Annotated in this window: 22 protein-coding genes; 13 read left to right on the top strand and 9 right to left on the bottom strand. The window is 36.4% G+C overall.

All coding sequences use genetic code 11. The annotated features are described in order from the left end of the window. Nucleotides 1–14: 14 nt before the first annotated feature. From ACSVH5_RS11560 to gcvP, 4 genes are all read right to left on the bottom strand, one after another. Nucleotides 15–863, bottom strand: a complete 849-nt coding sequence (locus tag ACSVH5_RS11560; protein WP_438061578.1) for a glycosyltransferase — start codon at nt 861–863, stop codon at nt 15–17. 93 nt (nt 864–956) lie between these two features. Continuing rightward, entirely contained in the window at nt 957–1,478 is a 522-nt protein-coding gene (locus ACSVH5_RS11555) for a methyltransferase (RefSeq protein WP_438061577.1), read from the bottom strand. A gap of 468 nt (nt 1,479–1,946) precedes the next feature. Continuing rightward, on the bottom strand, nt 1,947–3,005 hold the full coding sequence (locus ACSVH5_RS11550) for a 3-oxoacyl-ACP synthase III family protein (RefSeq protein WP_438061576.1): 1,059 nt from the start codon (nt 3,003–3,005) through the stop codon (nt 1,947–1,949). Between the two features lie 272 nt (nt 3,006–3,277). Then, the gene (gene gcvP / locus ACSVH5_RS11545) at nt 3,278–6,127 is read right to left on the bottom strand and encodes an aminomethyl-transferring glycine dehydrogenase (protein ID WP_438061575.1); all 2,850 of its coding nucleotides are present in this window, start codon (nt 6,125–6,127) and stop codon (nt 3,278–3,280) included. Between the two features lie 234 nt (nt 6,128–6,361). Here gcvP and ACSVH5_RS11540 point away from each other — a divergent pair, with 234 nt between their 5' ends. Further along, nucleotides 6,362–7,165 (top strand): hypothetical protein, encoded by an 804-nt coding sequence (locus ACSVH5_RS11540; protein ID WP_438061574.1) that lies wholly within the window; start codon nt 6,362–6,364, stop codon nt 7,163–7,165. A gap of 51 nt (nt 7,166–7,216) precedes the next feature. On the opposite strand, the gene ACSVH5_RS11535 is transcribed toward ACSVH5_RS11540, so the two are convergent. The 4 genes from ACSVH5_RS11535 to ACSVH5_RS11520 form a co-directional block, all read right to left on the bottom strand. Further along, nucleotides 7,217–9,244, bottom strand: coding sequence for a M3 family metallopeptidase (locus ACSVH5_RS11535; protein WP_438061573.1), 2,028 nt, complete (start codon nt 9,242–9,244; stop codon nt 7,217–7,219). Between the two features lie 80 nt (nt 9,245–9,324). Further along, nucleotides 9,325–9,810 (bottom strand): 5-(carboxyamino)imidazole ribonucleotide mutase, encoded by a 486-nt coding sequence (gene purE / locus ACSVH5_RS11530; RefSeq protein WP_438061572.1) that lies wholly within the window; start codon nt 9,808–9,810, stop codon nt 9,325–9,327. A gap of 85 nt (nt 9,811–9,895) precedes the next feature. Continuing rightward, entirely contained in the window at nt 9,896–11,050 is a 1,155-nt protein-coding gene (locus ACSVH5_RS11525) for a 5-(carboxyamino)imidazole ribonucleotide synthase (protein ID WP_438061571.1), read from the bottom strand. A 53-nt stretch (nt 11,051–11,103) separates the two neighbouring features. Continuing rightward, nucleotides 11,104–11,649, bottom strand: a complete 546-nt coding sequence (locus tag ACSVH5_RS11520) for a hypothetical protein (protein WP_438061570.1) — start codon at nt 11,647–11,649, stop codon at nt 11,104–11,106. A gap of 98 nt (nt 11,650–11,747) precedes the next feature. Here ACSVH5_RS11520 and hpt point away from each other — a divergent pair, with 98 nt between their 5' ends. The 5 genes from hpt (at nt 11,748) to ACSVH5_RS11495 (ending at nt 17,769) form a co-directional block, all read left to right on the top strand. Then, entirely contained in the window at nt 11,748–12,278 is a 531-nt protein-coding gene (gene hpt / locus ACSVH5_RS11515) for a hypoxanthine phosphoribosyltransferase (protein ID WP_438061607.1), read from the top strand. A 69-nt stretch (nt 12,279–12,347) separates the two neighbouring features. Further along, nucleotides 12,348–12,920 (top strand): adenylate kinase, encoded by a 573-nt coding sequence (locus ACSVH5_RS11510; protein ID WP_438061569.1) that lies wholly within the window; start codon nt 12,348–12,350, stop codon nt 12,918–12,920. Between the two features lie 168 nt (nt 12,921–13,088). Continuing rightward, nucleotides 13,089–14,363: a hemolysin family protein gene (locus ACSVH5_RS11505; protein WP_438061568.1), complete on the top strand. Its 1,275-nt coding sequence runs from the start codon at nt 13,089–13,091 to the stop codon at nt 14,361–14,363. Between the two features lie 84 nt (nt 14,364–14,447). After that, nucleotides 14,448–15,449, top strand: coding sequence for a GTPase ObgE (gene obgE / locus ACSVH5_RS11500; RefSeq protein WP_438061567.1), 1,002 nt, complete (start codon nt 14,448–14,450; stop codon nt 15,447–15,449). Nucleotides 15,450–15,624: 175 nt separating this feature from the next. Continuing rightward, nucleotides 15,625–17,769 carry a S46 family peptidase gene (locus ACSVH5_RS11495; protein WP_438061566.1) on the top strand — a complete coding sequence of 715 codons (2,145 nt, stop codon included), beginning with the start codon at nt 15,625–15,627 and terminating at the stop codon, nt 17,767–17,769. 254 nt (nt 17,770–18,023) lie between these two features. Here ACSVH5_RS11495 and ACSVH5_RS11490 read toward each other — a convergent pair whose 3' ends face one another. Further along, on the bottom strand, nt 18,024–18,842 hold the full coding sequence (locus ACSVH5_RS11490) for a UDP-2,3-diacylglucosamine diphosphatase (protein ID WP_438061565.1): 819 nt from the start codon (nt 18,840–18,842) through the stop codon (nt 18,024–18,026). A 235-nt stretch (nt 18,843–19,077) separates the two neighbouring features. On the opposite strand from ACSVH5_RS11490, the gene ACSVH5_RS11485 reads away from it, so the two are divergent. The 7 genes from ACSVH5_RS11485 (at nt 19,078) to ACSVH5_RS11455 (ending at nt 24,573) form a co-directional block, all read left to right on the top strand. Then, a complete protein-coding gene (locus ACSVH5_RS11485; RefSeq protein WP_438061564.1) occupies nt 19,078–19,761 on the top strand; it encodes a tetratricopeptide repeat protein in 684 nt (227 codons plus the stop codon). Nucleotides 19,762–19,821: 60 nt separating this feature from the next. Further along, nucleotides 19,822–21,225, top strand: a complete 1,404-nt coding sequence (locus ACSVH5_RS11480; RefSeq protein ID WP_438061563.1) for a UDP-N-acetylmuramate--L-alanine ligase — start codon at nt 19,822–19,824, stop codon at nt 21,223–21,225. Between the two features lie 122 nt (nt 21,226–21,347). Continuing rightward, a complete protein-coding gene (gene radC, locus ACSVH5_RS11475; RefSeq protein ID WP_438061562.1) occupies nt 21,348–22,040 on the top strand; it encodes a RadC family protein in 693 nt (230 codons plus the stop codon). 54 nt (nt 22,041–22,094) lie between these two features. Next, a complete protein-coding gene (parS, locus tag ACSVH5_RS11470) occupies nt 22,095–22,598 on the top strand; it encodes a type II RES/Xre toxin-antitoxin system antitoxin (RefSeq protein ID WP_438061561.1) in 504 nt (167 codons plus the stop codon). Further along, nucleotides 22,598–23,056, top strand: a complete 459-nt coding sequence (locus tag ACSVH5_RS11465) for an RES family NAD+ phosphorylase (RefSeq protein ID WP_438061560.1) — start codon at nt 22,598–22,600, stop codon at nt 23,054–23,056. Before parS ends, ACSVH5_RS11465 begins: the two co-directional genes overlap by 1 nt. Before the next feature lie 4 nt (nt 23,057–23,060). Beyond that, on the top strand, nt 23,061–23,750 hold the full coding sequence (locus ACSVH5_RS11460) for a YjjG family noncanonical pyrimidine nucleotidase (RefSeq protein WP_438061559.1): 690 nt from the start codon (nt 23,061–23,063) through the stop codon (nt 23,748–23,750). A 58-nt stretch (nt 23,751–23,808) separates the two neighbouring features. Further along, nucleotides 23,809–24,573, top strand: a complete 765-nt coding sequence (locus tag ACSVH5_RS11455; RefSeq protein ID WP_438061558.1) for a hypothetical protein — start codon at nt 23,809–23,811, stop codon at nt 24,571–24,573. Nucleotides 24,574–24,616: the final 43 nt, after the last annotated feature.

Here is a 24,616-nt window from a genome sequence, read left to right as displayed (position 1 = left end):
GTTTTTATAGTAGGCTAAAACAGTTTTTCTTTCATTTTTTTCCAGCGGTAGTTTCTAAAAAATTTAGCTTGCTCCGGGGTTACAAATAATGGTTTTCCTGATGATTTTGCTTTCCAAAAACCCATTATGTAATCAATAAATAATAGGGGTTTCCCTTTTCGCATGGCCAATTTTAATGATGAAATAGCCGTGATGATAAATCCATAGCCTAAGCTGTAAAAGGCTTCTCCTTGTTTGTATCTAGCAGCTTTGTTGTAGCTTGCGCCGGTTGGTTTAAGGTGCTTTACATGCAAACTTTCGTCGGTGACTACTTTCCATTTGTAAAATTTGCATAACAATTCGTCTACAGTGTCCCAGCCCATAGCTGGTTTTAATCCACCAATTTGTTGGAAAGTTTCTTTTCGATAAGCTTTTAGTGCACCACGAATATGGTCTTTGTCGGTTAAATTTTCTAATATCCACTCTCCATTTTTTTCGATGTAGCAAAAACCACCGACCATTCCTATGCGTTCATCGGATTCGAAATGTTTGATAATGGTTTCGAAATAATTGGGAGGAAATATTAAATCGGCATCAATCTTTACAATTAAATCATAGTTGTCGTCCAAAGTTTCGAATCCTTTTTCAAAAGCTTGAATGACTTTGCTTCCTGGTAGATGTATGTTTTCTGATGATTTATTGACCAAACTGATGTAGGGATTGTTTTTAGCATATTCCAATACAACATCAGCGGTTCTATCTGTTGAATTGTCATTGACCACCACAATTTTTGAAGGCAAAACCGTTTGCGTAATCAGTGATTGCAGTGTCAAACCAATTAAAGCTTCTTCGTTATAAGACGGTATGACGATATAGTATTTCATAAAAAATAAAATTCCAAAATTTTAAAATTCCAAATTCCTAATGATTGGATGAGTCCAAATTGGAAATTGGAATTTCATTTTTGTGATTTGTTTTTAGGCTCGTTCAGCGTAAATAATATAATATCTTGGTGTAAAAAAACGCAATAGCGGACGGAAGCCTATTTTTTTTACGGGATGTGTAAATTTTTCTCTTGCGATAATTTTCCAGCCTGTTTTTTCTAACAACCAGTCCAATTGCCAATCTTCAAATTCGTGGTAATGTCTGTCCCACATATCCGTTTTACTGCGATAAGCGGGTGAAAACCATAAACGAAGAGGGATTGAAATCAATAATTTGTCGCATTTTACATGTTGTAAAACAGTATATGGATTCAATAAATGTTCAAAGATTTCGAAGGCGGTAAAAACCGTATAGTCTTCAGTTTGTAAGGCGTTTTGATTGTTGTCTAAATCTTCGCCAGTGGTGTTCTTTACAGTATATCCATTTTCTTCCATGATTTTTGAGAAAGGGTTGGGAACGCCTAAATCAAAAATGGTTTCAGAAGTTGAAATGTGTTTTTGTAAAAATTCTAAAGTATGTTTGAATCGTTTATTGGGAAATGTTTTTTCGTACATAGTAATGGGTGTTGACCTTTTGGAAACAAGGCGCAAATATACAAATTATATGTGTTTTGAAGGCATTGTAAACAGGGTGTTCTCTTTTAACTATTTTGCCATAGATTACATTATTTCAGCACAAATTTGAATGCGTTTTGATTCCACAAATTCATATATCGTATTATTTGTAAAATTTAGCATCAATTTCAAGAAATTGTTTAAGCTATTTGTGCATTCGTGGCTACTTTTTTTAAATGAATGCCCTGTATTGTATAGCCCAGATAAAAACGAAAAGCCCACAGCACTGGGGTTTAATTTTTGCTGGTGCGTCAAAGCGACTAAAAGAAGCTCTTGAGGCGCCTTGCAAAAATAAACTCCAGGCGAGGACTTGTAGGGATAGCTGGATTGGCTCCTGAAAAATAGTGATTAGTTCATAGTGATTAGTAATTAGCACAATTTGAGCTAAGGACTTAGGACTAATTACTACTAGTAGCGATATACAAAAGCATTGACATTCATTCCGGCACCAACTGAGGCAAACATTATGACGTCTCCTTTGTGAATTTCGTGGTTTTCGATTTGGCCTTTCGTCAATAAGTCGAATAAAGTTGGTACAGTGGCGACACTGCTGTTGCCTAATTCATGTATACTCATGGGCATAATACCTGCTGGTGGTGATTGCTTGAAGAGTTTATAGAATCGTTGAATTATAGCCTCATCCATTTTTTCATTAGCTTGATGAATTAGGATTTTTTTCACTTCACTAATATCGATGCCACTTTTGTCCAAACAACTTTTCATTGCGGCAGGGACTTTGCTTAATGCAAATTCGTATATTTTGCGGCCATACATTTTGATATAGCGAGTATTCGGATTCAAATCTTGATTGTATGATTTGCCGAAAAACAAATAATTAGCTTCGTCTATGGCAAAAGTGCCGCTTTCGTAAGAGAGCATTCCTGTTTCAGAATCTGAGCCTTCGATAATGGCTGCACCAGCACCATCAGCATAAATCATAGAGTCTCTGTCGTGAGCATCTACTACTCTTGATAAGGTTTCGGCTCCAATAACTAAACAACGTTTGGCCATTCCAGAAGTGATAAAGGCATTGGCTTGCAATACGCCTTCAATCCAACCAGGGCAACCAAAAAGTATGTCGTAGGCTACACATTTTGGATTCTTGATTTGTAATTTGTTTTTAACTCTTGTCGCTAGACTTGGCAAAGTATCCCCTTGGATGGTACCGTGATTGACATCGCCAAAATTATGTGCGTAAATAATGTAATCAATGGTTTCGGGATCTATTTTTGCATCTTCTATAGCTTTTTCAGAAGCAAAAAATGCTAAGTCTGAGGAGTTCAAATGATCCTCTGCGTAACGACGTTCTTCGATGCCAGTAATTCCTTTAAATTTGTCAATCACCACGTCATTAGGATAAGCAAAAGCTGATCCATCTTCGTTTAAAAAAACGTGTTGGTCAAAATCGGTATTTTGAATTTTTAGGCTAGGAATGTAGCTTCCAATTCCTGTTATTTTTATTTTCATCGGTCGTAAAATTGGCATTATCATAGCTAAATTAAGCATTATAAAATAATTCGAGCAATAAAATTTATTATGCACGCATATAATTATCAAATAACCTATTTTTTGTTGAATTATTGTTTATTTTTTAATGAATTATGTGTTTTTTCGAAAATCTCAATCGATTGAAATCGGGTGTTTCTAGTTTTTTGATTTTAGGTACTATTTTTATTTAAAAAAAGAAAAGCCCGACAAATAAAATTATGTCGGGCTTATAGTTGTAAAATTGTTATTTCTTAACTTTCCATATACGCTTCAATAGGAGCACAGCTACAAACTAGGTTTCTGTCTCCATAAGCGTCATCGGCTCTGCGCACAGTAGGCCAGAACTTGTTTTCGGCAATGTAATCCAATGGGAAAGCAGCTTGTTCTCTGCTGTATGGGAAATCCCAAGTTTCGGCGGTTAGCATCGCTAGTGTATGTGGTGAATTTTTCAATACATTATTGCTGTCCTCGATAGTTGCTGCATCGATTTCTTTTCGGATGGAAATCATAGCGTCACAGAAACGATCCAATTCTTCTAAATTTTCACTTTCGGTTGGTTCAATCATTAAAGTACCTGCTACTGGGAAAGAAACCGTTGGCGCGTGAAAACCATAATCCATCAAACGTTTAGCGATATCCGTTACTTCGATTCCTTTTTGTTTGAAAGGACGACATTCCAAAATCATTTCGTGAGCTGCACGACCCATTTCACCAGAATATAAAGTGTCATAGTGACCGTTTAGTTTTTCTTTGATGTAGTTGGCATTTAAAATAGCGTGTTCCGTTGCTGATTTTAATCCTTCAGCACCTAACATGGATATGTATCCATAAGAAATCAAGCAAACTAAAGCAGATCCCCAAGGTGCAGCAGATATAGCAGTAATGGCATGTTCTCCACCTGTTGGAATTACTGGGTTTGTTGGTAAAAATGGAACCAATTGAGGCGCCACACAAATTGGTCCAACACCAGGTCCACCACCACCGTGAGGAATAGCGAAGGTTTTGTGTAGGTTCAAGTGGCAAACATCCGCGCCAATAGTAGCTGGGTTGGTTAAACCTACTTGAGCGTTCATATTTGCACCGTCCATGTATACTTGACCACCATTATCATGAATGATTTTGGTGATTTCGCAAATTGCACTTTCATAAACACCATGTGTAGAAGGATAGGTTACCATCAAACAAGACAATTCATCTTTATACTCAATGGCTTTTTGGCGTAAATCTTCCACATCGATATTTCCGTTTTCCAAAGTTTTGGTTACCACGATTTTCATTCCTGCCATAGCAGCTGATGCTGGATTCGTACCGTGTGCGGAGGAAGGTATAAGCGCTACATTTCTGTGGTGATCTCCACGAGATTGGTGGTACGCACGAATCACCATCAATCCGGCATATTCTCCTTGTGCACCAGAGTTAGGTTGTAAAGTTGTACCAGCAAATCCAGTGATTACGTTCAATTGTTGTTCTAATTTGCGCAACATTTCTTGGTATCCTTGTGCTTGATCTAGTGGAGCAAAAGGGTGAATGTTATTCCATTGTGGGTTGCTCAATGGTAACATTTCTGAAGCTGCGTTCAATTTCATAGTACAAGAACCTAAAGAAATCATCGAGTGGTTCAATGATAAATCTTTACGCTCAAGCATTTTGATGTAACGCATCATTGCTGATTCAGAATGGTATTTATTGAAAACATCGTGTTGTAAAAACGAAGATGTTCTGTTTAATTCTTCTGGGAAGTGGTTGGTTACTGTTAATTCCGTAATTTCAGGAGCTTGAGTTCCTTTTGCAGCAGCGAAAATGCTAACAATTTTGGCTACGTCTTCGATGCTTGTGGTTTCGTTGAATGCAATTGAAACTGTTGCTTCGTCGATGTAGAAAAAGTTGATTTGGTTTTGCTCTGCTACTACTTTGATTTTTTGAGAATCTGCTTTCACTACGATAGTGTCGAAGAAAGCGCTGTTGGTTTGCTCGTAGCCTAATTTAGTCAATTCATTAGCAGTTGTTGCGGCTACAGCGTGTACTTTATTGGCAATATAACGTAAACCTTTAGGTCCGTGGTACACTGCATACATACCTGCCATTACAGACAATAATACTTGTGCTGTACAGATATTTGAGGTGGCTTTTTCACGTTTGATGTGTTGTTCCCGGGTTCCTAAAGCCATTCTCAAGGCTCTATTTCCGTTGGCATCAATAGTTACTCCGATAATACGGCCTGGCATAGAGCGTTTGTATTCCTCTTTTGTTGCAAAATAAGCAGCGTGAGGTCCACCATATCCTAATGGAATTCCGAAGCGTTGTGTAGTACCAATTACAACTGCAGCTCCCATTTCTCCAGGAGGTGTCAATTTTGTTAAACTCAAAATGTCTGCTGCAACGGCTACTTTTATTTCGTTAGCTGCTGCTTTAGAGATAAATTGTGAATAGTCATATACTTGACCGAATTTACCTGGATATTGCAACATCGCACCGAAAAACTCTTCTGAAAATTCAAAAGTTTCGTGGTTACCAACTACCAATTCGATTCCGATTGGTGTAGAACGTGTTTGCAAAACCGATAACGTCTGTGGTAAAATTTCTTCAGAAACGAAGAATTTGTTGGTATTGTTTTTCTTTTGATCGCGAGTTCTTACATCAAAAAGTAAAGCCATAGCTTCAGCCGCTGCTGTACCTTCGTCAAGAAGTGAGGCATTGGCAATTTCCATTCCGGTAAGTTCAATTACCATAGTTTGGAAATTCAAAATCGCTTCTAAACGACCTTGTGCGATTTCGGCTTGGTAAGGCGTGTAAGCGGTGTACCATCCTGGGTTTTCAAAAATATTTCTTTGAATTACAGCAGGAACGATAGCCTGATGGTAGCCTAAACCAATATAAGATTGGAAAACTTTATTTTTATTACCTAATTCTTGAATGTGTTTCGCAAATTCATATTCGGTCATTGCGGGATCCAATTGCAGTGGTGCTTTTAGACGAATGTCATCTGGAAGGGTTTCATAAACGAGTCGTTCTATAGAATCAACTCCAATGGTTTTCAACATGTGTTGAAGGTCATTCTCTCTTGGACCAATGTGTCTTAAAGCAAAAGCATCTGTTCTCATTTGTACTAAATAGTGTTTTTTATATTCTAAAACAAATTGGTCTGTAGTGTAATGTTTTGGATTACTTTTGATAATACAATCATCAGACTTTTTTTGAATTAAAATAGTAGGTGTTGTTTGTTTTGTGTTGCAAAAATAAGTATTATTAATAATTCAAGACGTATTTTGTTGGGTAATTTTTATTGATTTTTCAACTAAATCAATGATTTGTTTACAATTGATTAATTTTGTTTAATGAAGATTTTCAGACATTTATTTCGTTTTTATATCAATAGCAGCGTACACGTGGGCTTGTCTTGTTTGGCTTTGTTTTGTAGTACTCAACAACAGTTATTTTTTTCTTCTCCTTTTTCTTTGTCGCTATTTGTTTTTTTTGGGACAATTTTCGCCTACAATTTTATTAAGTATGAGTCTTTAATCAGAAGGAGAAAAAATGGTATTCGGAAGGAATTAAAAGTAATTGGTTGGTTTAGCGCGGTTGTTTTTTTGGGATTACTCTACTATTACTTTCAGTTGCGATTTCAGACACAATTAGGAGGTTTTTTTATTGTAGCACTCACCTTATTGTATGCTTTACCTTTTTTTCCTAATCGAAGCAATGCCAGAAATTGGAAAGGGATTAAGATTTATATTGTGTCTTTGTGTTGGACTCTGGCTACTGTTTTTTTGCCTGCTTTAGAAGCAGATTTTTCATTAGATGTTATGTTGTTTGTTTATGGTTTACAGCGGTTTCTTTTGGTATTTGTACTCATCCTAATTTTTGAAATCGTTGATTTAAAAAACGATGATCCCTTATTGCAGACCGTACCGCAACAAATAGGAGTGGACCGAACGAAGATCCTTGGTTTTGGCTTATTGGTTCTTTTTTTAGTTTTGGATTTTTGGAACGGGAACTTTAGTTTACTTTCTCTTTCTTTTATCTTAGTTACTGCCCTTTTTTTGGCTTTTGCCAATGAATATCGGTTTAAATATTACACCTTGTTTTGGGTGGAGGCGATACCAGTTTTTTGGTGGTTGGCACTTCGTTTATTGCTATAAAAAAAACCGAAGCATTGCTACCTCGGTTTTTTATATGAATGCTGAAATTGATTAAATCAATCCTGCTCTCTTTAATAAAGCATCCGCCTTTGGTTCTTGACCTCTAAAACGTTTGTAAAGTTCCATTGGCAATTCGGTGCCGCCTTTCGAAAGTATGTTGTCTTTGAATTTTGTTGCCACTTCTTTATTGAAAATGCCTTTTTCTTGAAAATAGGCAAATGCATCGGCATCGAGTACTTCGGCCCATTTGTAACTGTAATAGCCAGAAGAATAGCCTCCTGCAAAAATATGAGAGAAAGAAACCGACATACAGTTTTCGGCAACATCAGGATATAAAGAGGTACCTTCAAAAGCTGTTTTTTCAAACGCTTTGATGTCAGTAATCGCGCTTGGATTGTTACTATGAAAGGCCATATCTAAAATACCAAAACTCAATTGGCGAAGCGTAGCCATTCCTTCTTGGAAACTAGCACTTTCCTTGATTTTATCTACATATTCTTGTGGAATGATTTCTCCTGTTTCATAATGTTTAGCAAACAAAGCCAAAGCTTCAGGTTCGTAGCACCAGTTTTCCATTACCTGACTTGGTAGTTCCACAAAGTCCCAATATACTGAGGTTCCTGATAAACTTGGATAAATAGTATTGGCCAACATACCGTGTAATCCGTGACCAAATTCGTGGAATAAAGTCGTTACTTCATTAAACGTTAGTAAGGAAGGTTTGGTGGCGGTTGGCTTCGTGAAATTGCAAACATTAGAAATGTGAGGTCTTTCGTTTATCCCGTCTTTGATATATTGTGATTTGAAAGAAGTCATCCAAGCACCGTTTCGTTTGCCTTTTCTTGGGAAAAAATCGGCATAGAAAATAGCCACGAGTTCGCCAAATTCATCTTTTACTTCATATGTGGTTACTTCTTCGTGGTATTTATCGATGTCGAAAATTTCTGTAAAGGTCAATCCAAATAATTTATTGGCAATGGTAAACGCCCCGTTCAAAACATTTTCTAATTGAAAATAAGGTTTTAGTTTTTCGTCATCCAAATTGAATAATTTTTGCTTCAATTTTTCAGCATAATAAGCGCCATCCCATTTTTCTAATTGTTCTATGCCATCTAATTCTTTGGCGAAAGCCGATAATTCAGCAAACTCTTTTTCGGCTGCGGGTTTGGCTTTGGTCAGTAAATCATTCAAAAACGATTTGACTTTGTCGGGATGTTGCGCCATTCTTTCTTCCAAAACAAAATGAGAATGTGTTTCATAGCCTAATAAATTTGCTCTTTCGAAGCGTAACTTGGCAATTTTCAAGGCAATTTCTTGATTGTCGAATTCGTTATTTTGAAAGGCTTTTTTACCAGCAGCGATGGTGATTTCTTTGCGCAATTCACGATTGTCGGCATAGGTCACAAACGGAAGGTAACTTGGGAAATCCAAAGTGAAAATCCATCCGTCTAAATCCTTGCTTTTTGCCAATGCACTAGCCGCTTCTATAGCACCTTCTGGCAAACCTTTCAAATCAACTTCATTGGTTAAATGCAATTGGTAGTTATTGGTTTCGGCCAAAACATTTTCACTGAAAGTGAGTTTTAATTTAGCCAATTCCGTATCGATTTCACGTAATTTTAGTTTGTCTTCTTCCGAAAGCAAAGCACCATTTCGAGAAAAACTTTTGAATTTTTTATCCAATAGTGTTGCTTGTTCTGGAGATAAATTCAAGTTGTCTTTTTGCTCGTAAACCGATTTTATTCTTTGGAATAAGGCTTCGTTTAAGGTGATATCGTTGCTGAATTCAGTCAACAAAGGCGAAACTTCTTGGGCGATTTTTTGCATCTCATCGCAAGTTTCGGCCGAATTCAAATTAAAAAAAATAGATGATAAACGGTCCAAAGCGTTTCCTGAAAAATCCAAGGCTTCGATAGTGTTTTCGAAAGTCGGAGCTGCTGGATTGTTGATGATGGCGTCAATTTCCGCTTTTGCCGCAGCGATATTCTCGATAAATGCAGGTTGGTAATCCTCCAATTTTATCTGAGAAAAGGGTGCAGTATTGTATTTCGTTTTGAAGGTAGAGGTTAATATTTCCATATATCGAAGGGACAGGTCGCGACCTGTCCATAACTTTTATTGATTAATAATTTAAAATAACCGATTTGTTCGTCAGTTATCTATTTTTTCAATCCTTCAGCCGCTTTGTTTACGGCATCTTTCAATCCTTCTTTATAAAGAACGATTTTATCTAAAACGCATCGATCAGCACTACCAATGATTTGGGCTGCCAAAATCCCAGCGTTTTTAGCACCGTTTAAGGCCACAGTGGCAACTGGAACACCACCTGGCATTTGTAAAATCGACAATACAGAATCCCAACCATCAATAGAATTACTTGATTTTACGGGAACACCAATCACTGGAAGTGGCGACATCGAAGCCACCATTCCTGGCAAATGCGCGGCTCCACCAGCTCCAGCAATAATCACTGAAATACCTCGTTTGTGAGCGTTTTGGCTAAAATCAAATAATTTTTCTGGTGTTCTGTGCGCCGAAACAATATCGACTTCTACTTCTATATCAAATCCGTTTAGGATATCGATGGCGTCTTGCATTACAGGCATATCAGATATACTGCCCATTATTACGGCTACTTTACTCATTATTTTATATTTAAAGATGAAATGATTGAAAAATTTAAAAAGGAATACTCCAATCTTTAAATCTTTCAATCTTTAAATTTTTTAATTATTTTGAAATTACTCTTATCGTATTTTTAACCTCCTCAGCAATTCTTCTTGCTTCAGCCATATTTTCATTGGCAATGGTAACGTGTCCCATTTTTCTAAAAGGGCGGGTTTGCTTTTTACCATAAATATGTGGGGTAACGCCATTCCAACCTAAAATCGTTTCGATGTTTTCGTAAACCACGTCTCCTGAATGACCTTCGGCACCTACCAAATTGACCATAATTCCAGCCACTTTACTGTCGGTATTGCCCAAAGGTAAATCCAAAATGGCACGTAAATGGTTTTCGAATTGCGAGGTATAACTCGCTTCAATGCTGTAATGACCTGAATTGTGCGGACGAGGCGCCACTTCATTTACCAATATGTCGTCGTCTTCGGTTTGAAACATTTCCACAGCCAAAAGGCCAACGTGGTTAAATTGTTGCGAAACATTTAGTGCTATAGCTCTAGCTTTTTCGGCTACTTTTTCATCGATTCTTGCAGGACAGATTACATATTCTACCTGATTGGCTTCGGGATGAAATTCCATTTCGACTACAGGATAGGTTTTGATTTCGCCCGATGGATTGCGGCAAACGATAACAGCCAATTCGTTTTTGAACGGAATCATCGTTTCGGCTATACATTCTACATTAGGTAACAAATCCAAATCCGAAGCTTTTCGCACCACTTTTACGCCGTTTCCGTCGTAACCAAATTCAGTACATTTCCATACAAAAGGCAGAGCGACTTTGTTGGATGCAACAGCCAATTGTAAAGCATCAAGATTTTCAAATCGAGTGTAGGGAGCGGTGGGGATATTGTGTTGTGTATAAAAATCTTTTTGTACGCCTTTGTTTTGAATCAAACGCAAGGTTTTTGGCGAAGGATACACTTTTTTGCCTTCGTTTTCTAGTTTTTCTAAGGCTTCTAGATTTACTAATTCTATTTCGAAGGTCAGTACATCGACTTGTTTTCCAAAGTTGTACACGGTTTCAAAATCCATCAAATCGCCTTGGAAGAATTGGTTGCAAGCGATTTTGCAAGGGGCTTCATCACTAGGGTCTAGTACATAGGTTTGTATGTCGAATTTTCGAGTGTCAAACAACAGCATCTTGCCTAATTGTCCGCCACCAAGTATGCCTAATTTAAAATCAGAAGAAAAATAATTCATGGTTGTGTGTTTGTAAACGACAAAGATACTTATAATGATTGAAACCGAAAATCCTATTTTATTTTCTTCAATAGCTCTTTGGAAACGGCCTTAAAGGCTGCTGATTGGGTAGAATATTCTTTTTCAATTATAATTTGTAATTCGGGATAAATCCAATCATTCGATTTTCCTAACACGAATAGTGTGCGGATACTGTAGCATTTGGCCGCTACTTTAGTGTCGGAAATCAACCAATCAAAGCAGCATTCCGTTATTAGTTCAAGATGTTTTGGGGTGAGTTGTACGGTCTTTTTTTTGAAATGATTTTCAACCAATAACTGCAATACTTTGGCAACCGGACGAATCGCACTTTCATTGTTGAGTTTGTTTAAATGCGAACAAAAAAAATCCAAATGAGGTTGTAACCATTCAAGTTGACTATAAGCCACTTGTTCCAAAACCCAACAGGCTTTGTATGACTTTTCATCATCAGTAGCAAAGCAAAGTTGTAGTAATTCCTCAAAATGAGCGGGATGCTTCAAAACAAATTGTGCCGCCAGCACTCTTTTGTCTCGATAACCACTTACATAATCTAGATGGGACAACAGTTCAGTGCTCATTTTGGAAGGTTTTAATTTTAAAATACAAATTTAAAATCAATTGTTAAATGTCAAATCCGAATTCTGTATCTTTGCGCATTATTTTAAACCTAAAAATAATGATACAACTTCACGATAAACAATTTGTTCCGTTTATTTCTGCTAACGAAATTGATTTTGCTATTGCCAAATTAGCGGCTCAAATTCAAGACGATTTTGCCGATGAGACTCCTGTTTTTGTTGGAGTTTTGAATGGGTCATTTATGGTGGTTTCAGATTTGATGAAAAAATACAAAAAACCTTGTGAAATCACCTTTATTAAGATGGCTTCCTATGAAGGGACATCTTCTACAGAGAATGTTAAACAATTAATAGGTTTGAATCAAGATCTTTCTGGTAGGTCAGTTGTGATTCTCGAAGATATTGTAGACACCGGAAATACTTTGGTAGAATTAAAAGAATTGTTCAAAAGTCAAAAGGTAAAGCATTTCAAAATTGCTACGCTTTTCTTTAAGCCCGAAGCCTATAAGCAAGATGTTAAAATTGATTATATCGGCATCCGAATTCCAAACAAATTCATCGTTGGCTACGGTCTAGATTATGATGGATTGGGAAGAAACTTACCCGAAATTTATCAAGTGCAAGAATAACTAAAAGTAACTATAACTAATTAAAAGGTAATCTTTAAATGTAAGGTTACCACTTTTAAAATTACAAAAATGATTAACATTGTTTTATTTGGGAAACCAGGGGCAGGAAAAGGAACTCAAGCAGAATTCCTAAAAGAAAAATACCAATTAGTTCACATTTCTACAGGAGATGTATTTCGTTATAACCTGAAAAATGATACCGAGTTAGGAAAACAAGCTCGTGTATTTATGGACGCAGGAGATTTAGTACCAGATGAATTAACCACCAAGATGCTAATTGACGAAGTAAACAAAAATTTGGATGCCAAAGGAATTTTGTTCGATGGCTACCCAAGAACCATTTCTCAAGCCGAAGCATTAGATGCATTTTTGCCAACTATCGGTAGTCAAGTAACTGCGACTGTTGCCCTAGAAGCTGATGACGAAGTACTAGTGGCACGTTTGCTTGAAAGAGGAAAAACGAGTGGTAGAGTAGACGACCAAGACGAAGAAAAAATCAGAAACCGTTACCAAGAATACAATGAAAAAACGGCTCCTTTGATGGAGTATTACAAGGCGCAAAACAAATTTCACGCTGTAGATGGTATAGGGAGCATTCAAGAAATTACCGAAAGACTTACACAAGTTATCGATAATTTGTAGGAGCATTTCCAGCTGTACGTTACAAGTCCTCCTCTTGTGGTTTGTTTTTGTAAAGCATCGCCCAAGCTTCTTTCAGTCGCTTAGCGCTACTAACAAAAACTAAACCACAAGAGTCCGGGCTTTTCTCTTCCATCTGGGCTAAAAAAAGTTTAACTAATAAACATAAAATTGGAAATACTGATTATCTTTTTTCTAATACTCTTAAATGGCGTTTTCTCTATGTCAGAAATCGCACTGATTTCAGCAAGGAAAAACAGATTAGAAACAGCGGCCAAAAAAGGAAATAATAGTGCAAAAACGGCATTAGATTTGGCCAATTCTCCCAATAAGTTTTTGTCAACTGTTCAAATTGGGATTACCTTAATCGGGATCTTGACGGGTATATATAGTGGGGATAAAATCACGAATGATGTAGAGCTTTTTGTACAAGGGTTTGAAATCTTTCAACCCTATGCCCATACCATTGCAGTTGGGATTGTGGTTGTTGTTCTTACCTTTTTCTCTTTAGTACTTGGAGAATTGTTGCCTAAACGAATAGGTCTCAACCACCCAGAATCTATTGCAAAGACTGTTGCGATGCCAATGAAATTTATTTCGATAATCACAGCGCCTTTTATCTGGTTACTCACTACTTCTACAGATGCTATTTTAGATATTTTACAAATCAAACCTACGGCAGACGGTAAGGTAACCGAAGAAGAAATCAAAGCCATTATCAAAGAAGGAACCGAAGGCGGTGAAGTACAAGAAATTGAACAAGATATTGTAGAGCGCGTTTTTCATATTGGTGACCGAAAAGTCAATTCCTTAATGACGCACCGTAAGTCTGTAGTTTTCTTGCCATTCAATGCCAACAAAGAACAAGTAAGGCAGTTAATGTTGAAAGAGCTGCATTCTATTTACCCAGTTTATGGAGAAAATTTTGACGACATAGTAGGCGTGGTGAACTTAAAAAACATATTCTCTAATTTTGAAAATGATAACTTCAATTTGGCGGATATTATGACCGAAGCGCCTTTTATTATGGAACAAACTACCGCTTACACGGCTTTAGAGAATTTCAAAAAAACAGGTATTCATTACGCCTTTGTATCCGATGAGTATGGCGATTTTCAGGGAGTGATTACCTTAAATGATATTTTAGAAGCTTTAGTAGGTGATGCAGCTGAGTTTTATAAAGATGATTTTCAATTAATAGAAAGAGAAGATGGCTCTTGGTTGGTAGATGGACATTATTCATTACACGATTTCTTAACCTTTTTCGAACTTGATGAATTAATCAATGATTATGAAGTAACCACAGTGAGTGGCTTGATAATGACCGAGTTGTCACACATTCCAAAACAAGGCGAAAAATTGATTTGGCAAAAGTTTGAACTGGAAGTCATTGATATGGATGGGGTTAAGATAGATAAAGTAATGGTGAAAGCCTTAAATGGTTAATTTGGTTTAGGTTTAAATGTTTACTGTTGTTGGTTCTCAGAACAATTTTAAACTTTTGAATTTTAAACTTTTATACAAGAAAAAATGACAGAAGGAAATTTTGTAGATTACGTAAAAATATTTGTTTCATCTGGTAAAGGTGGAAAAGGTTCTACGCATTTGCACAGGGAGAAATTTATTCAATACGGTGGGCCAGATGGTGGAGATGGAGGTCGAGGTGGACACATTTATCTAGTAGGTAATAAAGGACTTTGGACGTTGTTTCATTTAAAATTTGCACGTCACATCAAAGCGGGTCATGGAGGAGATGGTGGTGGCGACAGAAGTACAGGTGCTGATGGAGAAGATAAATTTATCGAGGTGCCATTAGGAACCGTTGTTAAGGACAAAGAAACTGGCGAAACATTATTTGAAATTACCGAAGACGGAGAAAAACAAATTTTATGCCGCGGTGGAAAAGGCGGATTAGGTAACTGGCATTTCCGTAGTTCGACCAACCAAACACCAAGATATGCGCAACCAGGTTTGCCTGGTGTTGAAATGGATGTAATTCTAGAGCTGAAAGTTTTGGCTGATGTTGGTTTGGTAGGTTTCCCAAATGCTGGAAAATCAACTTTACTGTCGGTATTGACTTCTGCCAAACCAAAAATTGCCGATTATCCTTTTACCACTCTGAAACCTAATTTAGGAATTGTAGCCTATCGCGATTTTCAATCGTTTGTAATTGCTGATATTCCTGGTATTATTGAAGGTGCTGCTGAAGGGAAAGGATTAGGGCATTATTTCTTGCGTCACATCGAGAGAAATTCTACGCTGTTGTTCTTGGTTCCAGTAGATACGCCAGATATCAAAGCGGAATACGATATTTTGGTTAACGAATTGACCAAATACAATCCAGAAATGTTAGACAAAGAACGTTTGTTGGTCATTTCAAAATGCGATATGCTAGACAATGAATTAAAAGCGGAACTAAAAGCGGAACTAGATGTAGCTTTCAAAGACGTACCCTATATGTTCATTTCGTCGGTTGCCCAACAGGGTTTGACCGAATTGAAAGACAAATTATGGCAAATGTTGAACGAATAATTTCTTTTCAATCAAATATAAAAGGTGTTCTTGAAAAAGAGCGCCTTTTTTTGTTTTATAAAATTCATAAAATTAAGTTAATAAAGGGAATGTAAATTATGATTTTGAGTGTTAACCGTTATTTAAAATGCAAAAATGACTTATATTCGCAATGCTAAAATAAATATGTACTTATATGAAAAAGATTGTCTTATTCTTGACCCTTTGCCTTATGGCTTTTCCTGTAAAAGCAGATGAAGGAATGTGGTTCTTGATGTTCATCGAAAGGTTAAACCATAGAGATATGGAAAAAATGGGCTTGCAATTGACAGCCGAAGAAATTTACAGTATCAACCACCACAGCTTGAAAGATGCAATCGTACAGTTCAACGGGGGATGTACTGCGGAAATAGTTTCAAAACAAGGTCTAGTTTTGACCAATCACCACTGCGGGTATGATGCGATTGCAGAATTATCAACAGAACAAAACAACTATTTAAAAAATGGATTTTGGGCGAAAGACAAAAGTCAAGAAATGAAGCCAAAATCGTTGTTCGTTCGTTTCTTTGTGCGTATGGATGATGTTTCTAAACGTATTTTGTCTAAAGTAAATGATAAAATGACCGAAGCTGAGCGCAATAAAGCGATTCAACAAGAAATTGCTTTGATTGAAAAAGAAAACAGCGAAGGTGGAAAATATACCGTTTCGGTTCGTCCATTTTTTCAAGGAAATGAGTACTACTATTTTGTGTACCAAGATTACAAAGATGTTCGTTTGGTAGGAACTCCAACAGAGAGTTTAGGGAAATTTGGTGGAGACACAGACAACTGGGAATGGCCACGCCACACTGCCGATTTTTCTATGTTTAGAGTGTATGCTGACAAAGACGGAAATCCAGCAGAATATTCTCCAGAGAATGTGCCTTTGCAACCAAAACATTATTTGCCAATAAGCTTAAAAGGGGTACAAGAAAACGATTATGCAATGATTTTAGGGTATCCTGGTCGTACCAACAGATGGATGCCTGCTAATGGAATTGAGCAAAACGTGAAGTATGCTTATCCTGCTTGGGTAGAAGGTGCCAAAACTGGAATGGACAATATGAAAAAGTTTATGACCAAAGATGCTACGGTAAATTTGCAATATGCTTCTAAATATGCGTCTACTGCTAACTATTGGAAAAACCGTCAAGGGATGATTGATGCTTTGACTAAAGCTAAAACGGCTCAAACCAAAACGAAAGAAGAAGCTAAATTTAATGCTTGGGCTAACAAAGCGGAGAACAAAGCGAAATACGGAGACGTTATTGCTACAATCAATAACTACTATGCGCAAACCAACTTAAAAGCGCGTCACGATAATTATTTGACACAATTATTGCGTACTGCGACTTACGGAACTTTGCCTGCTAATTTAGGAAATGGTTTAATCGCTTATGCTAAAGAAAACGAAGCAAAAAGAGCCGAAATGTTGCCAAGATTAACAGCAGCAATTGATGGAGCTTACGGAAGTTTGTACGCACCTCTTGAAAAAGAAGTGTTGACCGCACAATTGAATTTGTATGCTGCAAAAGCGGCTGAATATGGTTTGGCACCAAAAGTAGCTGAAATGAAAGCGGCAAATAATGGTGATTTTACCAATGATGTACACAAAGCGGTAACTTCTAGTATTTTTACTTCAAAAGATGCAGTGCTTTCGTTTTTGAAAGAGCCTAAAGTTGAAACTATTACTAACGACCCTTTGTATGTTATTTCTAATGATTTGATGACTAAAATTAGAGCCAAATCGCCAGAACAAGCGAAAGCTGATGATGATTTTGCTATCGCTTTCCGCAAATTGGTGGAAGGTTTGAGAGAATCAAAATTGAATACGATTCAGTATCCAGATGCGAATTCTACTTTACGTTTGACTTACGGAAAAGTTCGTGCTTTGCCTGCTGACAAACGTAACGATGCTAAAATTAACAATTACACGACTATGACAGGAATGGTAAACAAATACAAAGCGGGTGACGCTGAGTTTGATTTACCTTCTCGTTTGTTAGAATTGAACAAAGCCAAAGATTTTGGTCAGTATGCGGATAAAGTAGGATATATGCCAGTAAACTTCTTGACAGATAATGACATTACTGGTGGAAACTCAGGTTCTCCAGTATTGAACGGAAAAGGAGAGTTGATTGGTGTTGCTTTTGACGGTAACATTGAAGCAATGGCAGGTGATGTTATTTTTGATAAAAAACTACAAAGAACCATCAATTTAGATATTCGTTTTGTGCTTTGGATTATTGATAAATATGCTGGAGCTCAAAATATTATTGATGAAATGACTATCGTAAAATAGTTCAAAATAAAATTGAAGGCAAGAAGGAATATTGTGGCTCTTTAGCCCCGATAGCAGTGAAAATCCTTTGGTGACGGTGTTCGACACCAAAGATTGTAAAGGATAGCGGGACGATGACAACTAGAATGCCCATTTTTTCTGCTCCTAAAAACTATAATAGATAAGACCGTCTTGATTCATTTCAAGGCGGTTTTTTTACGGGATTTAGTTGTTGTTTTGGCAATGAAACGGTAATCTTTAGTCTAAGGAAGACCTTATTGAGATAAAATTTTTGAAAGCATGTCATTTTTTGCTTTCACTTCAATGGTTTCCTGATCTTTGTAATGTTCTTTAAGGTATTGGTAGATGCTCCATTTTCCTTTTTTGTATTCTAAAGCGGTGAGATTTTCTACCCAATCACCGCTATTGAGGTAGGTGACTTGTCCGTGTTCGTTTTCTATTATTTTCATTTGAGGTTTATGAATATGTCCACAAACTACATAATGATATCCTTTTTCAATAGCGATTTCGGCAGCGGTCGTTTCGAAATTGCTGATAAAAGCGACGGCCTTTTTTACACTGTCTTTGATGGTTTTGGAGTAGCTTCTTTTTTCTTTGCCGAACAATTCGCGAAACCAATTGATACAACTGTTGATTAGAATCAATAAATCATAGCCTTTGCCACCCAATTTAGCAAGGATTTTGGCATAGCCTCTGGTGGAAGAATCAAACACATCGCCGTGAAAGAACCAGGTTTTTTTGCCATCGATTTCTAAAATCAATTTGTCGACCAACTCAAAATTTCCCAAAACAAAATCCGAATATTTACGAAGAGCTTCATCGTGATTTCCGGTGATGTAGATGACTCTTGTGCCTAAATTGGAGAGTTTTATGATTTGTCTCAAAACATTCATATGCGCTACAGGAAAGTAACTTTTGCTGAAATTCCACATATCAATAATATCGCCATTGAGAATTAAAATTTGTGGTTGAATGGATTTGAGGTATTGTAGTAATTCTTTGGCTTGGCAACCATACGTGCCCAAATGCAAATCACTAATTACGACTAGAGGAATTTTTCGTTTACTTTTCATATGTGTGAATTATATTTTTTCAAGGACACATATGGTATCGACTTGCTTCTCTTCGGTGTTTGCTTAGGCAAACTTTTGGTTATTATCGATTTCATATAAAGTTTTTACGAAAATAAGAGGGTAGTGTTAGGGGAATGTGATTTTAATTTTTTCTTTGTATTATTTATTTCGTCTTAGTTTATCTTGAATGTAAATTATGCGTCTGTTTACTCTAAAATTTATTTATTTTTGAAGAATGAAAAAATCAGCACTGTTTTTTATTCTATTTCCTCTTTTTATGGTTTCTCAATCTAATTTCGAAACCGCTGAAAAATTGTTCAAAGCTGAAAAATATGCACAAGCAACTCCTTTGTTTGAGTCGGTTTTGAAAGTCAACCCAAATGATTTGAAAGCTCTCGAATATCTTGGCGATATTGCAGGAAAACAAAAGCAATGGGATAAAGCGCTAGGCTATTACAATAAATTAAAAAAAATAAAACCCAATGAAGCCGATTATCATTACAAATGTGGCGGAGTTATGGGGATGAAAGCCAAAGAAGTGAATAAATTCAAGGCTTTGGGGATGATTGGTGACATTCGATCCTCTTTTGAAAAAGCCATTGCTCTCGATCCTAAACACATTGAGGCGAGATGGGCACTCATTGAACTCAATTTGCAATTGCCCGGAATAGTTGGTGGTAGTCAAGCCAAAGCGATACAGTATTCTAATGAGTTATTGAAAATTTCTCCTGTGGATGGTTATTTGTCTCGTGGGCATATTGAGGAGTATTTTGACCGCTATTCGGCTGCGGAAATTCAATATAAAAAAGCGCACGAAATTGGCAATTCAAAAGTCACTTTTCAAAAATTATATCAATTATATTTGAAAAAATTAAACAACCCTAAGAAAGCGCAAGAACTAAAAGGGCAAGCCCCCTAGCCCCCAAAGGGGGAACTCATGACATTATAAATAAAATAGGAATAATTATACTCATTCATTATGAATTCAAATACAAACAATACTGCTGCTGTTCCCCCTTCGGGGGCTAGGGGGCTTCATTTTATAGCTATTGGCGGAAGTGCAATGCACAATTTGGCCTTGGCGCTACACAACAAAGGATATCAAGTAACAGGTAGCGATGATGCTATTTTCGAACCTTCAAAATCTCGCTTAGAGAAAAAAGGAATTTTGCCTGCTGAACTAGGTTGGTTTCCTGAAAAAATTACTACTGATATTGAAGCCGTGATTCTAGGAATGCACGCAAAAGCTGATAATCCAGAATTGTTAAAAGCTCAAGAATTAGGATTGAAAATTTATTCTTACCCTGAGTTTTTATACGAACAATCCAAAAACAAAACCCGTGTTGTGATAGGAGGTTCGCACGGAAAAACTACAATTACTTCTATGATTTTGCACGTGATGCACTATCATAATATAGCAGTAGATTATATGGTGGGCGCCCAATTGGAAGGGTTTGATACTATGGTGCATCTTACAGAAGAAAATGATTTTATGGTTTTGGAAGGAGATGAATATTTGTCTTCTCCAATTGATAGAAGACCTAAATTTCATTTGTACCAACCGAATATTGCTTTGATTTCTGGAATTGCTTGGGACCATATCAATGTGTTTCCGACCTATGAAAATTATGTCAATCAATTCGAGATTTTTATTGACAAAATCACCAATGGCGGAATTTTAGTCTATAATGCAGAAGATGCAGAAGTGAAAAGAGTGGCCGAAGCAGCTACGAATCCGATTCGTAAAATGGCGTATAACACTCCAAACTATGAAGTAAAAGATGGAGTAACGCTTTTAGAAACGCCAGAAGGACCTATGCCAATTGAAGTTTTTGGAGCGCATAATTTGAACAATCTCGCTGGTGCCAAATGGATTTGTCAAAATATGGGCGTAGATGAAGCTGATTTTTATGAAGCGATTGCTAGTTTTAAAGGAGCTTCGAAACGATTAGAAAAAATAGCCGAAGGTAAAGGGAAAGTAGCTTACAAAGATTTTGCACATTCACCGAGTAAAGTAGCGGCAACTACAAAAGCCGTAAAAGAGCAATATCCTGATCGTACGTTGGTGGCTTGTTTGGAATTACACACTTACAGCAGTTTGAATGCTGAATTTTTAAAAGAATACGAAGGAGCACTTGAATACGCGGATGTTGCCGTGGTTTTCTATTCTCCTGATGCTGTAAAAATTAAGCAACTCGAAGAAGTGACCTATGAACAAATAGCCAAAGCTTTCAATAGAGAAGACTTAATTATTTATACTAATCCAGCCGAATTCAAGACTTTTTTGTTTAATCAAAATTTAGAGAATTCAGCATTGCTACTGATGAGCTCTGGAAATTACGGCGGGTTGAATTTTGATGAAGTTAAAAGCATAATAGAATAATAAATTCATTTGTATAAAATAAATGTGCTCTTTGCAAATTGTAAAGAGCACATTTTTTATTTTAAGAAATATACTATATATTTACTTTATAAGTAATCTGTTCATTTATAAACATTTACCATTTGGAAGCAACTAATTTCCCTATTACCCATTGGTCTGAAGATGACAAACCTCGTGAAAAATTGATGCTTAAAGGCAAAAGTGCCTTAAGTGATGCCGAATTAGTCGCTATCTTGATAGGTTCAGGAAGTAGAAATGAATCGGCAGTGGCGCTGAGTAAGCGTATTTTAGCTAGTGTCAATAATAATTTGTCTTCTTTAGGAAAACAATCTTTGGCTCAGTTGATGGAATTTAAAGGGATAGGCGAAGCCAAAGCCATTACGATTGCAGCGGCTTTAGAATTGGGAAGACGAAGAAAAGAAGAAAACCCTCTCGAATTGGTAAAAGTAACTTCGAGTAAAGTGATGTATCAAGAAATGTATCCAATTATAGGGGAGTTAGCTCATGAAGAGTTTTGGGTGGTATATCTTAATAATGCGAATAAGATTATTTTTAAAGCACAACTCAGCAAAGGAGGAATTACAGGAACTGTTGTTGATGTGCGATTAGTATTCAAAATAGCATTAGAACAAAATGCAGTAGCAATAATTTTATCACATAATCATCCATCAGGCAAACTTCAAGCCAGCGAAGCCGATATTCAGGTAACTAAAAAAATTAAAAATGCTGGACTACAGTTGGATATTCCTGTCTTAGACCATATAATTGTCACTGAGCATAGTTATTTTAGCTTTGCTGATGAAGGAATTTTATAATTAACGTATTTAATACGGACATTTGTCTTATATTTGCAGACAAATGTCTTTTTTATGGAAGCTATTAAACTAAATTCTCAAACAGCTATCAATGCAATGGTGCGTTCTTTTGTTTCTAAATTAGAGCAAAGTAGTGGCTACAAAGTGTTGAATAAAAAATTGACGTATGCTGATTTTTTAAAGAATAAAATGCTAATTGTTCACGCCATTCGCGAAGGGATTCCCTATGAATTTTTTAAATTGATTCAAGAACAAACGCCTTTTAATGAAGAAGATTGGGCGCTTTTCTTAGGAATATCCACAAAATCTTTACAACGCTGTCGTGCCAAGGATAGTTTTGTTTTTAAACCTTTGCAATCCGAAAAAATAGTAGAACTGGCCGAAGTCACCACCGTTGGCAGAACCATTTTCGATTCAGAAGAACAGTTTTACAGTTGGCTAACACTTCCTTCATATGCTTTAGGCAATCTAAAACCAATTGAGTTGTTGCGAGATTCTTACGGCAAAGAAATGGTTTTACAAGAAATGATAAAAATCGACCAAGGTATTTTTGTGTAATGGAAGTTTTTCGACTAGCCCGAAAGAAGTATCCCATAGAGTTGTCAGGTAAAGGTGCTTCAATCTGTGGTGCCAGATGGAATTCTAAAGGCACAGAAATCATTTACACAGCAGAAAGTAGAGCACTTGCTATGGCAGAGGTTGTTGTACATTTGTCATTAGCTACTTTGCCAAGCGATTTTGTAATGCTAACCATTGTTATTCCTGATGCTATTGAGGTTTTGGAAGTTAAAATGGCCGATTTACAATCGGATTGGAATGTGTTTCCTTCCTCTTTTCATACGGCTGTAATTGGAGACCGTTTTATTCAACAAAATGATTTTGCGATACTCAAAGTACCTTCAGCAGTGGTTAAAGGAGATTTTAATTTCTTAATTAATCCGTTTCATCAGGATTTCAAACAAATTCAAATTACAGATCAGATTGATTTTCCTTTTGATAAACGAATATTCAAATAATAGTATGCTTTTAAAAAATATAACCGATGTCTTTTTTGATTTAGATCACACTCTTTGGGATTTTGACAAAAATTCTGAGATGGCTTTTGATGCTATTTTCAAAAAAAATCATCCTGATGTGGATACGACCTTATTTATAGAAAAATATATCCCGATTAACCAAGCCTGTTGGAAACTGTATCAAAAAGATCAAATTTCGCATAATCAATTGCGTTATGATCGCTTGAAATTGTCATTTGATGCCTTAGGATATGCCATTTCTGACGCAGCAATTCATCAAATGGCAATTGACTATATTGATTTGTTGCCAGAAAATAACTTTCTATTCGAAGGGACTATCGATATTTTAGAATACTTGCATAAGAAATACACTTTGCACATCATTACAAACGGTTTTGCTGCTGTTCAAGATAAAAAAGTTAGAAATTCTAATTTAGAAATTTATTTTAAAACCATCACCAATTCTGAAATGGCAGGAGTTAAGAAGCCGAATCCTATTATTTTTGAGCACGCACTCGAAGTGGCCAATACCAAAAAGGAGCAGAGCGTAATGATTGGTGATTGTCTCGATGCAGATGTTAATGGAGCGATAAATGCTGGTTTAACAGCTATATTTTTCAATCCAAATCAAGTTCCTGTAGCACCCGAAATCAAACAAGTGAAACATTTATTAGAGTTACAAAATTTCTTGTAACTTTAAACCAAATAGAAAGAGGTTTTTTCCTCTGTTTTTTTACTTTAAAATAATGATAATGAAAGTACGTTTTTTATTCTTTTTCGCCCTTCTGACAAATTTTTCTTTCGCTCAATCTATAAATGATTTTAAAGCGGTTATTGTTCCTTTGAAATTTGATTTTCAAAAAAAAACAAACGAATATCGTTTGTCAACAATGACTAAACACAATTTAACTAAAGCAGGTTTTGAAGCGTTTTATGTAGAAGAACCTAATTCTTATGACAAATGCAGTTTGTTGTATATAGATATCATTAATCTTAAATCTTTCTTAGCAACCAAAATGTATTTTGTATTGAAAGATTGTAACGGAAAAGAAATTTTTAAATCAGCGACAGGTTACTCAAAAGAAAAAGAATATCCTGCAGCGTACACGGAGGTTTTAGATGAGGCTTTTAATTCGTTGTATGCAATGCATTATAAATATACTCCTGGAGCAACTCCAGTAGTTGTAACTCCTGCAATCGTAGTTCCTAGTCCAACAGCAGTTGCCGTACCAGTACCAGTTGTATCCAGTGCTAGTGCACCTGTTAGTACTGTAGTAGCAACTAATATAGCAGCCAATACTACAGTCTATTACGCGCAACCTACAGCCAATGGCTATCAATTAGTAGATACGACTCCAAAAGTTGTGATGAAATTGTACAAAACCTCAAAAAGCGATTATTTTACGGCTGTTAGAGACGGTGTTCAAGGTGCTTTACTTTTAAAAGATAACGAGTGGTTTTTTGAGTATTATCAAAATGACCAATTGATGTCTGAAAAAATAGCGATTAAGTTTTAGTTCGTTTAGAATACCAACCACACATATAAAAAAACGAGAATGA

Origin of the sequence: Flavobacterium sp. RSSA_27 (assembly GCF_051547125.1) — a bacterium.
Lineage (GTDB): Bacteria > Bacteroidota > Bacteroidia > Flavobacteriales > Flavobacteriaceae > Flavobacterium.
Note: the sequence above shows the minus strand (reverse complement) of the source record. Positions and strands in the feature narration are given on the sequence as shown.

Bases quoted from the DNA above. Each gene is read 5' to 3' on its own strand.
- ACSVH5_RS11535 (WP_438061573.1), bottom strand. From the start codon at position 9,244: ATGGAAATATTAACCTCTACCTTCAAAACGAAATACAATACTGCACCC.
- ACSVH5_RS11540 (WP_438061574.1), top strand. From the start codon at position 6,362: ATGAAGATTTTCAGACATTTATTTCGTTTTTATATCAATAGCAGCGTA.
- ACSVH5_RS11510 (WP_438061569.1), top strand. From the start codon at position 12,348: ATGATTAACATTGTTTTATTTGGGAAACCAGGGGCAGGAAAAGGAACT.
- ACSVH5_RS11480 (WP_438061563.1), top strand. From the start codon at position 19,822: ATGAATTCAAATACAAACAATACTGCTGCTGTTCCCCCTTCGGGGGCT.
- gcvP (WP_438061575.1), bottom strand. From the start codon at position 6,127: ATGAGAACAGATGCTTTTGCTTTAAGACACATTGGTCCAAGAGAGAAT.
- hpt (WP_438061607.1), top strand. From the start codon at position 11,748: ATGATACAACTTCACGATAAACAATTTGTTCCGTTTATTTCTGCTAAC.
- ACSVH5_RS11455 (WP_438061558.1), top strand. From the start codon at position 23,809: ATGAAAGTACGTTTTTTATTCTTTTTCGCCCTTCTGACAAATTTTTCT.
- ACSVH5_RS11520 (WP_438061570.1), bottom strand. From the start codon at position 11,649: ATGAGCACTGAACTGTTGTCCCATCTAGATTATGTAAGTGGTTATCGA.
- ACSVH5_RS11555 (WP_438061577.1), bottom strand. From the start codon at position 1,478: ATGTACGAAAAAACATTTCCCAATAAACGATTCAAACATACTTTAGAA.
- ACSVH5_RS11460 (WP_438061559.1), top strand. From the start codon at position 23,061: ATGCTTTTAAAAAATATAACCGATGTCTTTTTTGATTTAGATCACACT.
- ACSVH5_RS11550 (WP_438061576.1), bottom strand. From the start codon at position 3,005: ATGAAAATAAAAATAACAGGAATTGGAAGCTACATTCCTAGCCTAAAA.
- purE (WP_438061572.1), bottom strand. From the start codon at position 9,810: ATGAGTAAAGTAGCCGTAATAATGGGCAGTATATCTGATATGCCTGTA.
- ACSVH5_RS11560 (WP_438061578.1), bottom strand. From the start codon at position 863: ATGAAATACTATATCGTCATACCGTCTTATAACGAAGAAGCTTTAATT.
- parS (WP_438061561.1), top strand. From the start codon at position 22,095: ATGGAAGCTATTAAACTAAATTCTCAAACAGCTATCAATGCAATGGTG.
- ACSVH5_RS11465 (WP_438061560.1), top strand. From the start codon at position 22,598: ATGGAAGTTTTTCGACTAGCCCGAAAGAAGTATCCCATAGAGTTGTCA.
- ACSVH5_RS11495 (WP_438061566.1), top strand. From the start codon at position 15,625: ATGAAAAAGATTGTCTTATTCTTGACCCTTTGCCTTATGGCTTTTCCT.
- ACSVH5_RS11490 (WP_438061565.1), bottom strand. From the start codon at position 18,842: ATGAAAAGTAAACGAAAAATTCCTCTAGTCGTAATTAGTGATTTGCAT.
- obgE (WP_438061567.1), top strand. From the start codon at position 14,448: ATGACAGAAGGAAATTTTGTAGATTACGTAAAAATATTTGTTTCATCT.
- ACSVH5_RS11485 (WP_438061564.1), top strand. From the start codon at position 19,078: ATGAAAAAATCAGCACTGTTTTTTATTCTATTTCCTCTTTTTATGGTT.
- ACSVH5_RS11525 (WP_438061571.1), bottom strand. From the start codon at position 11,050: ATGAATTATTTTTCTTCTGATTTTAAATTAGGCATACTTGGTGGCGGA.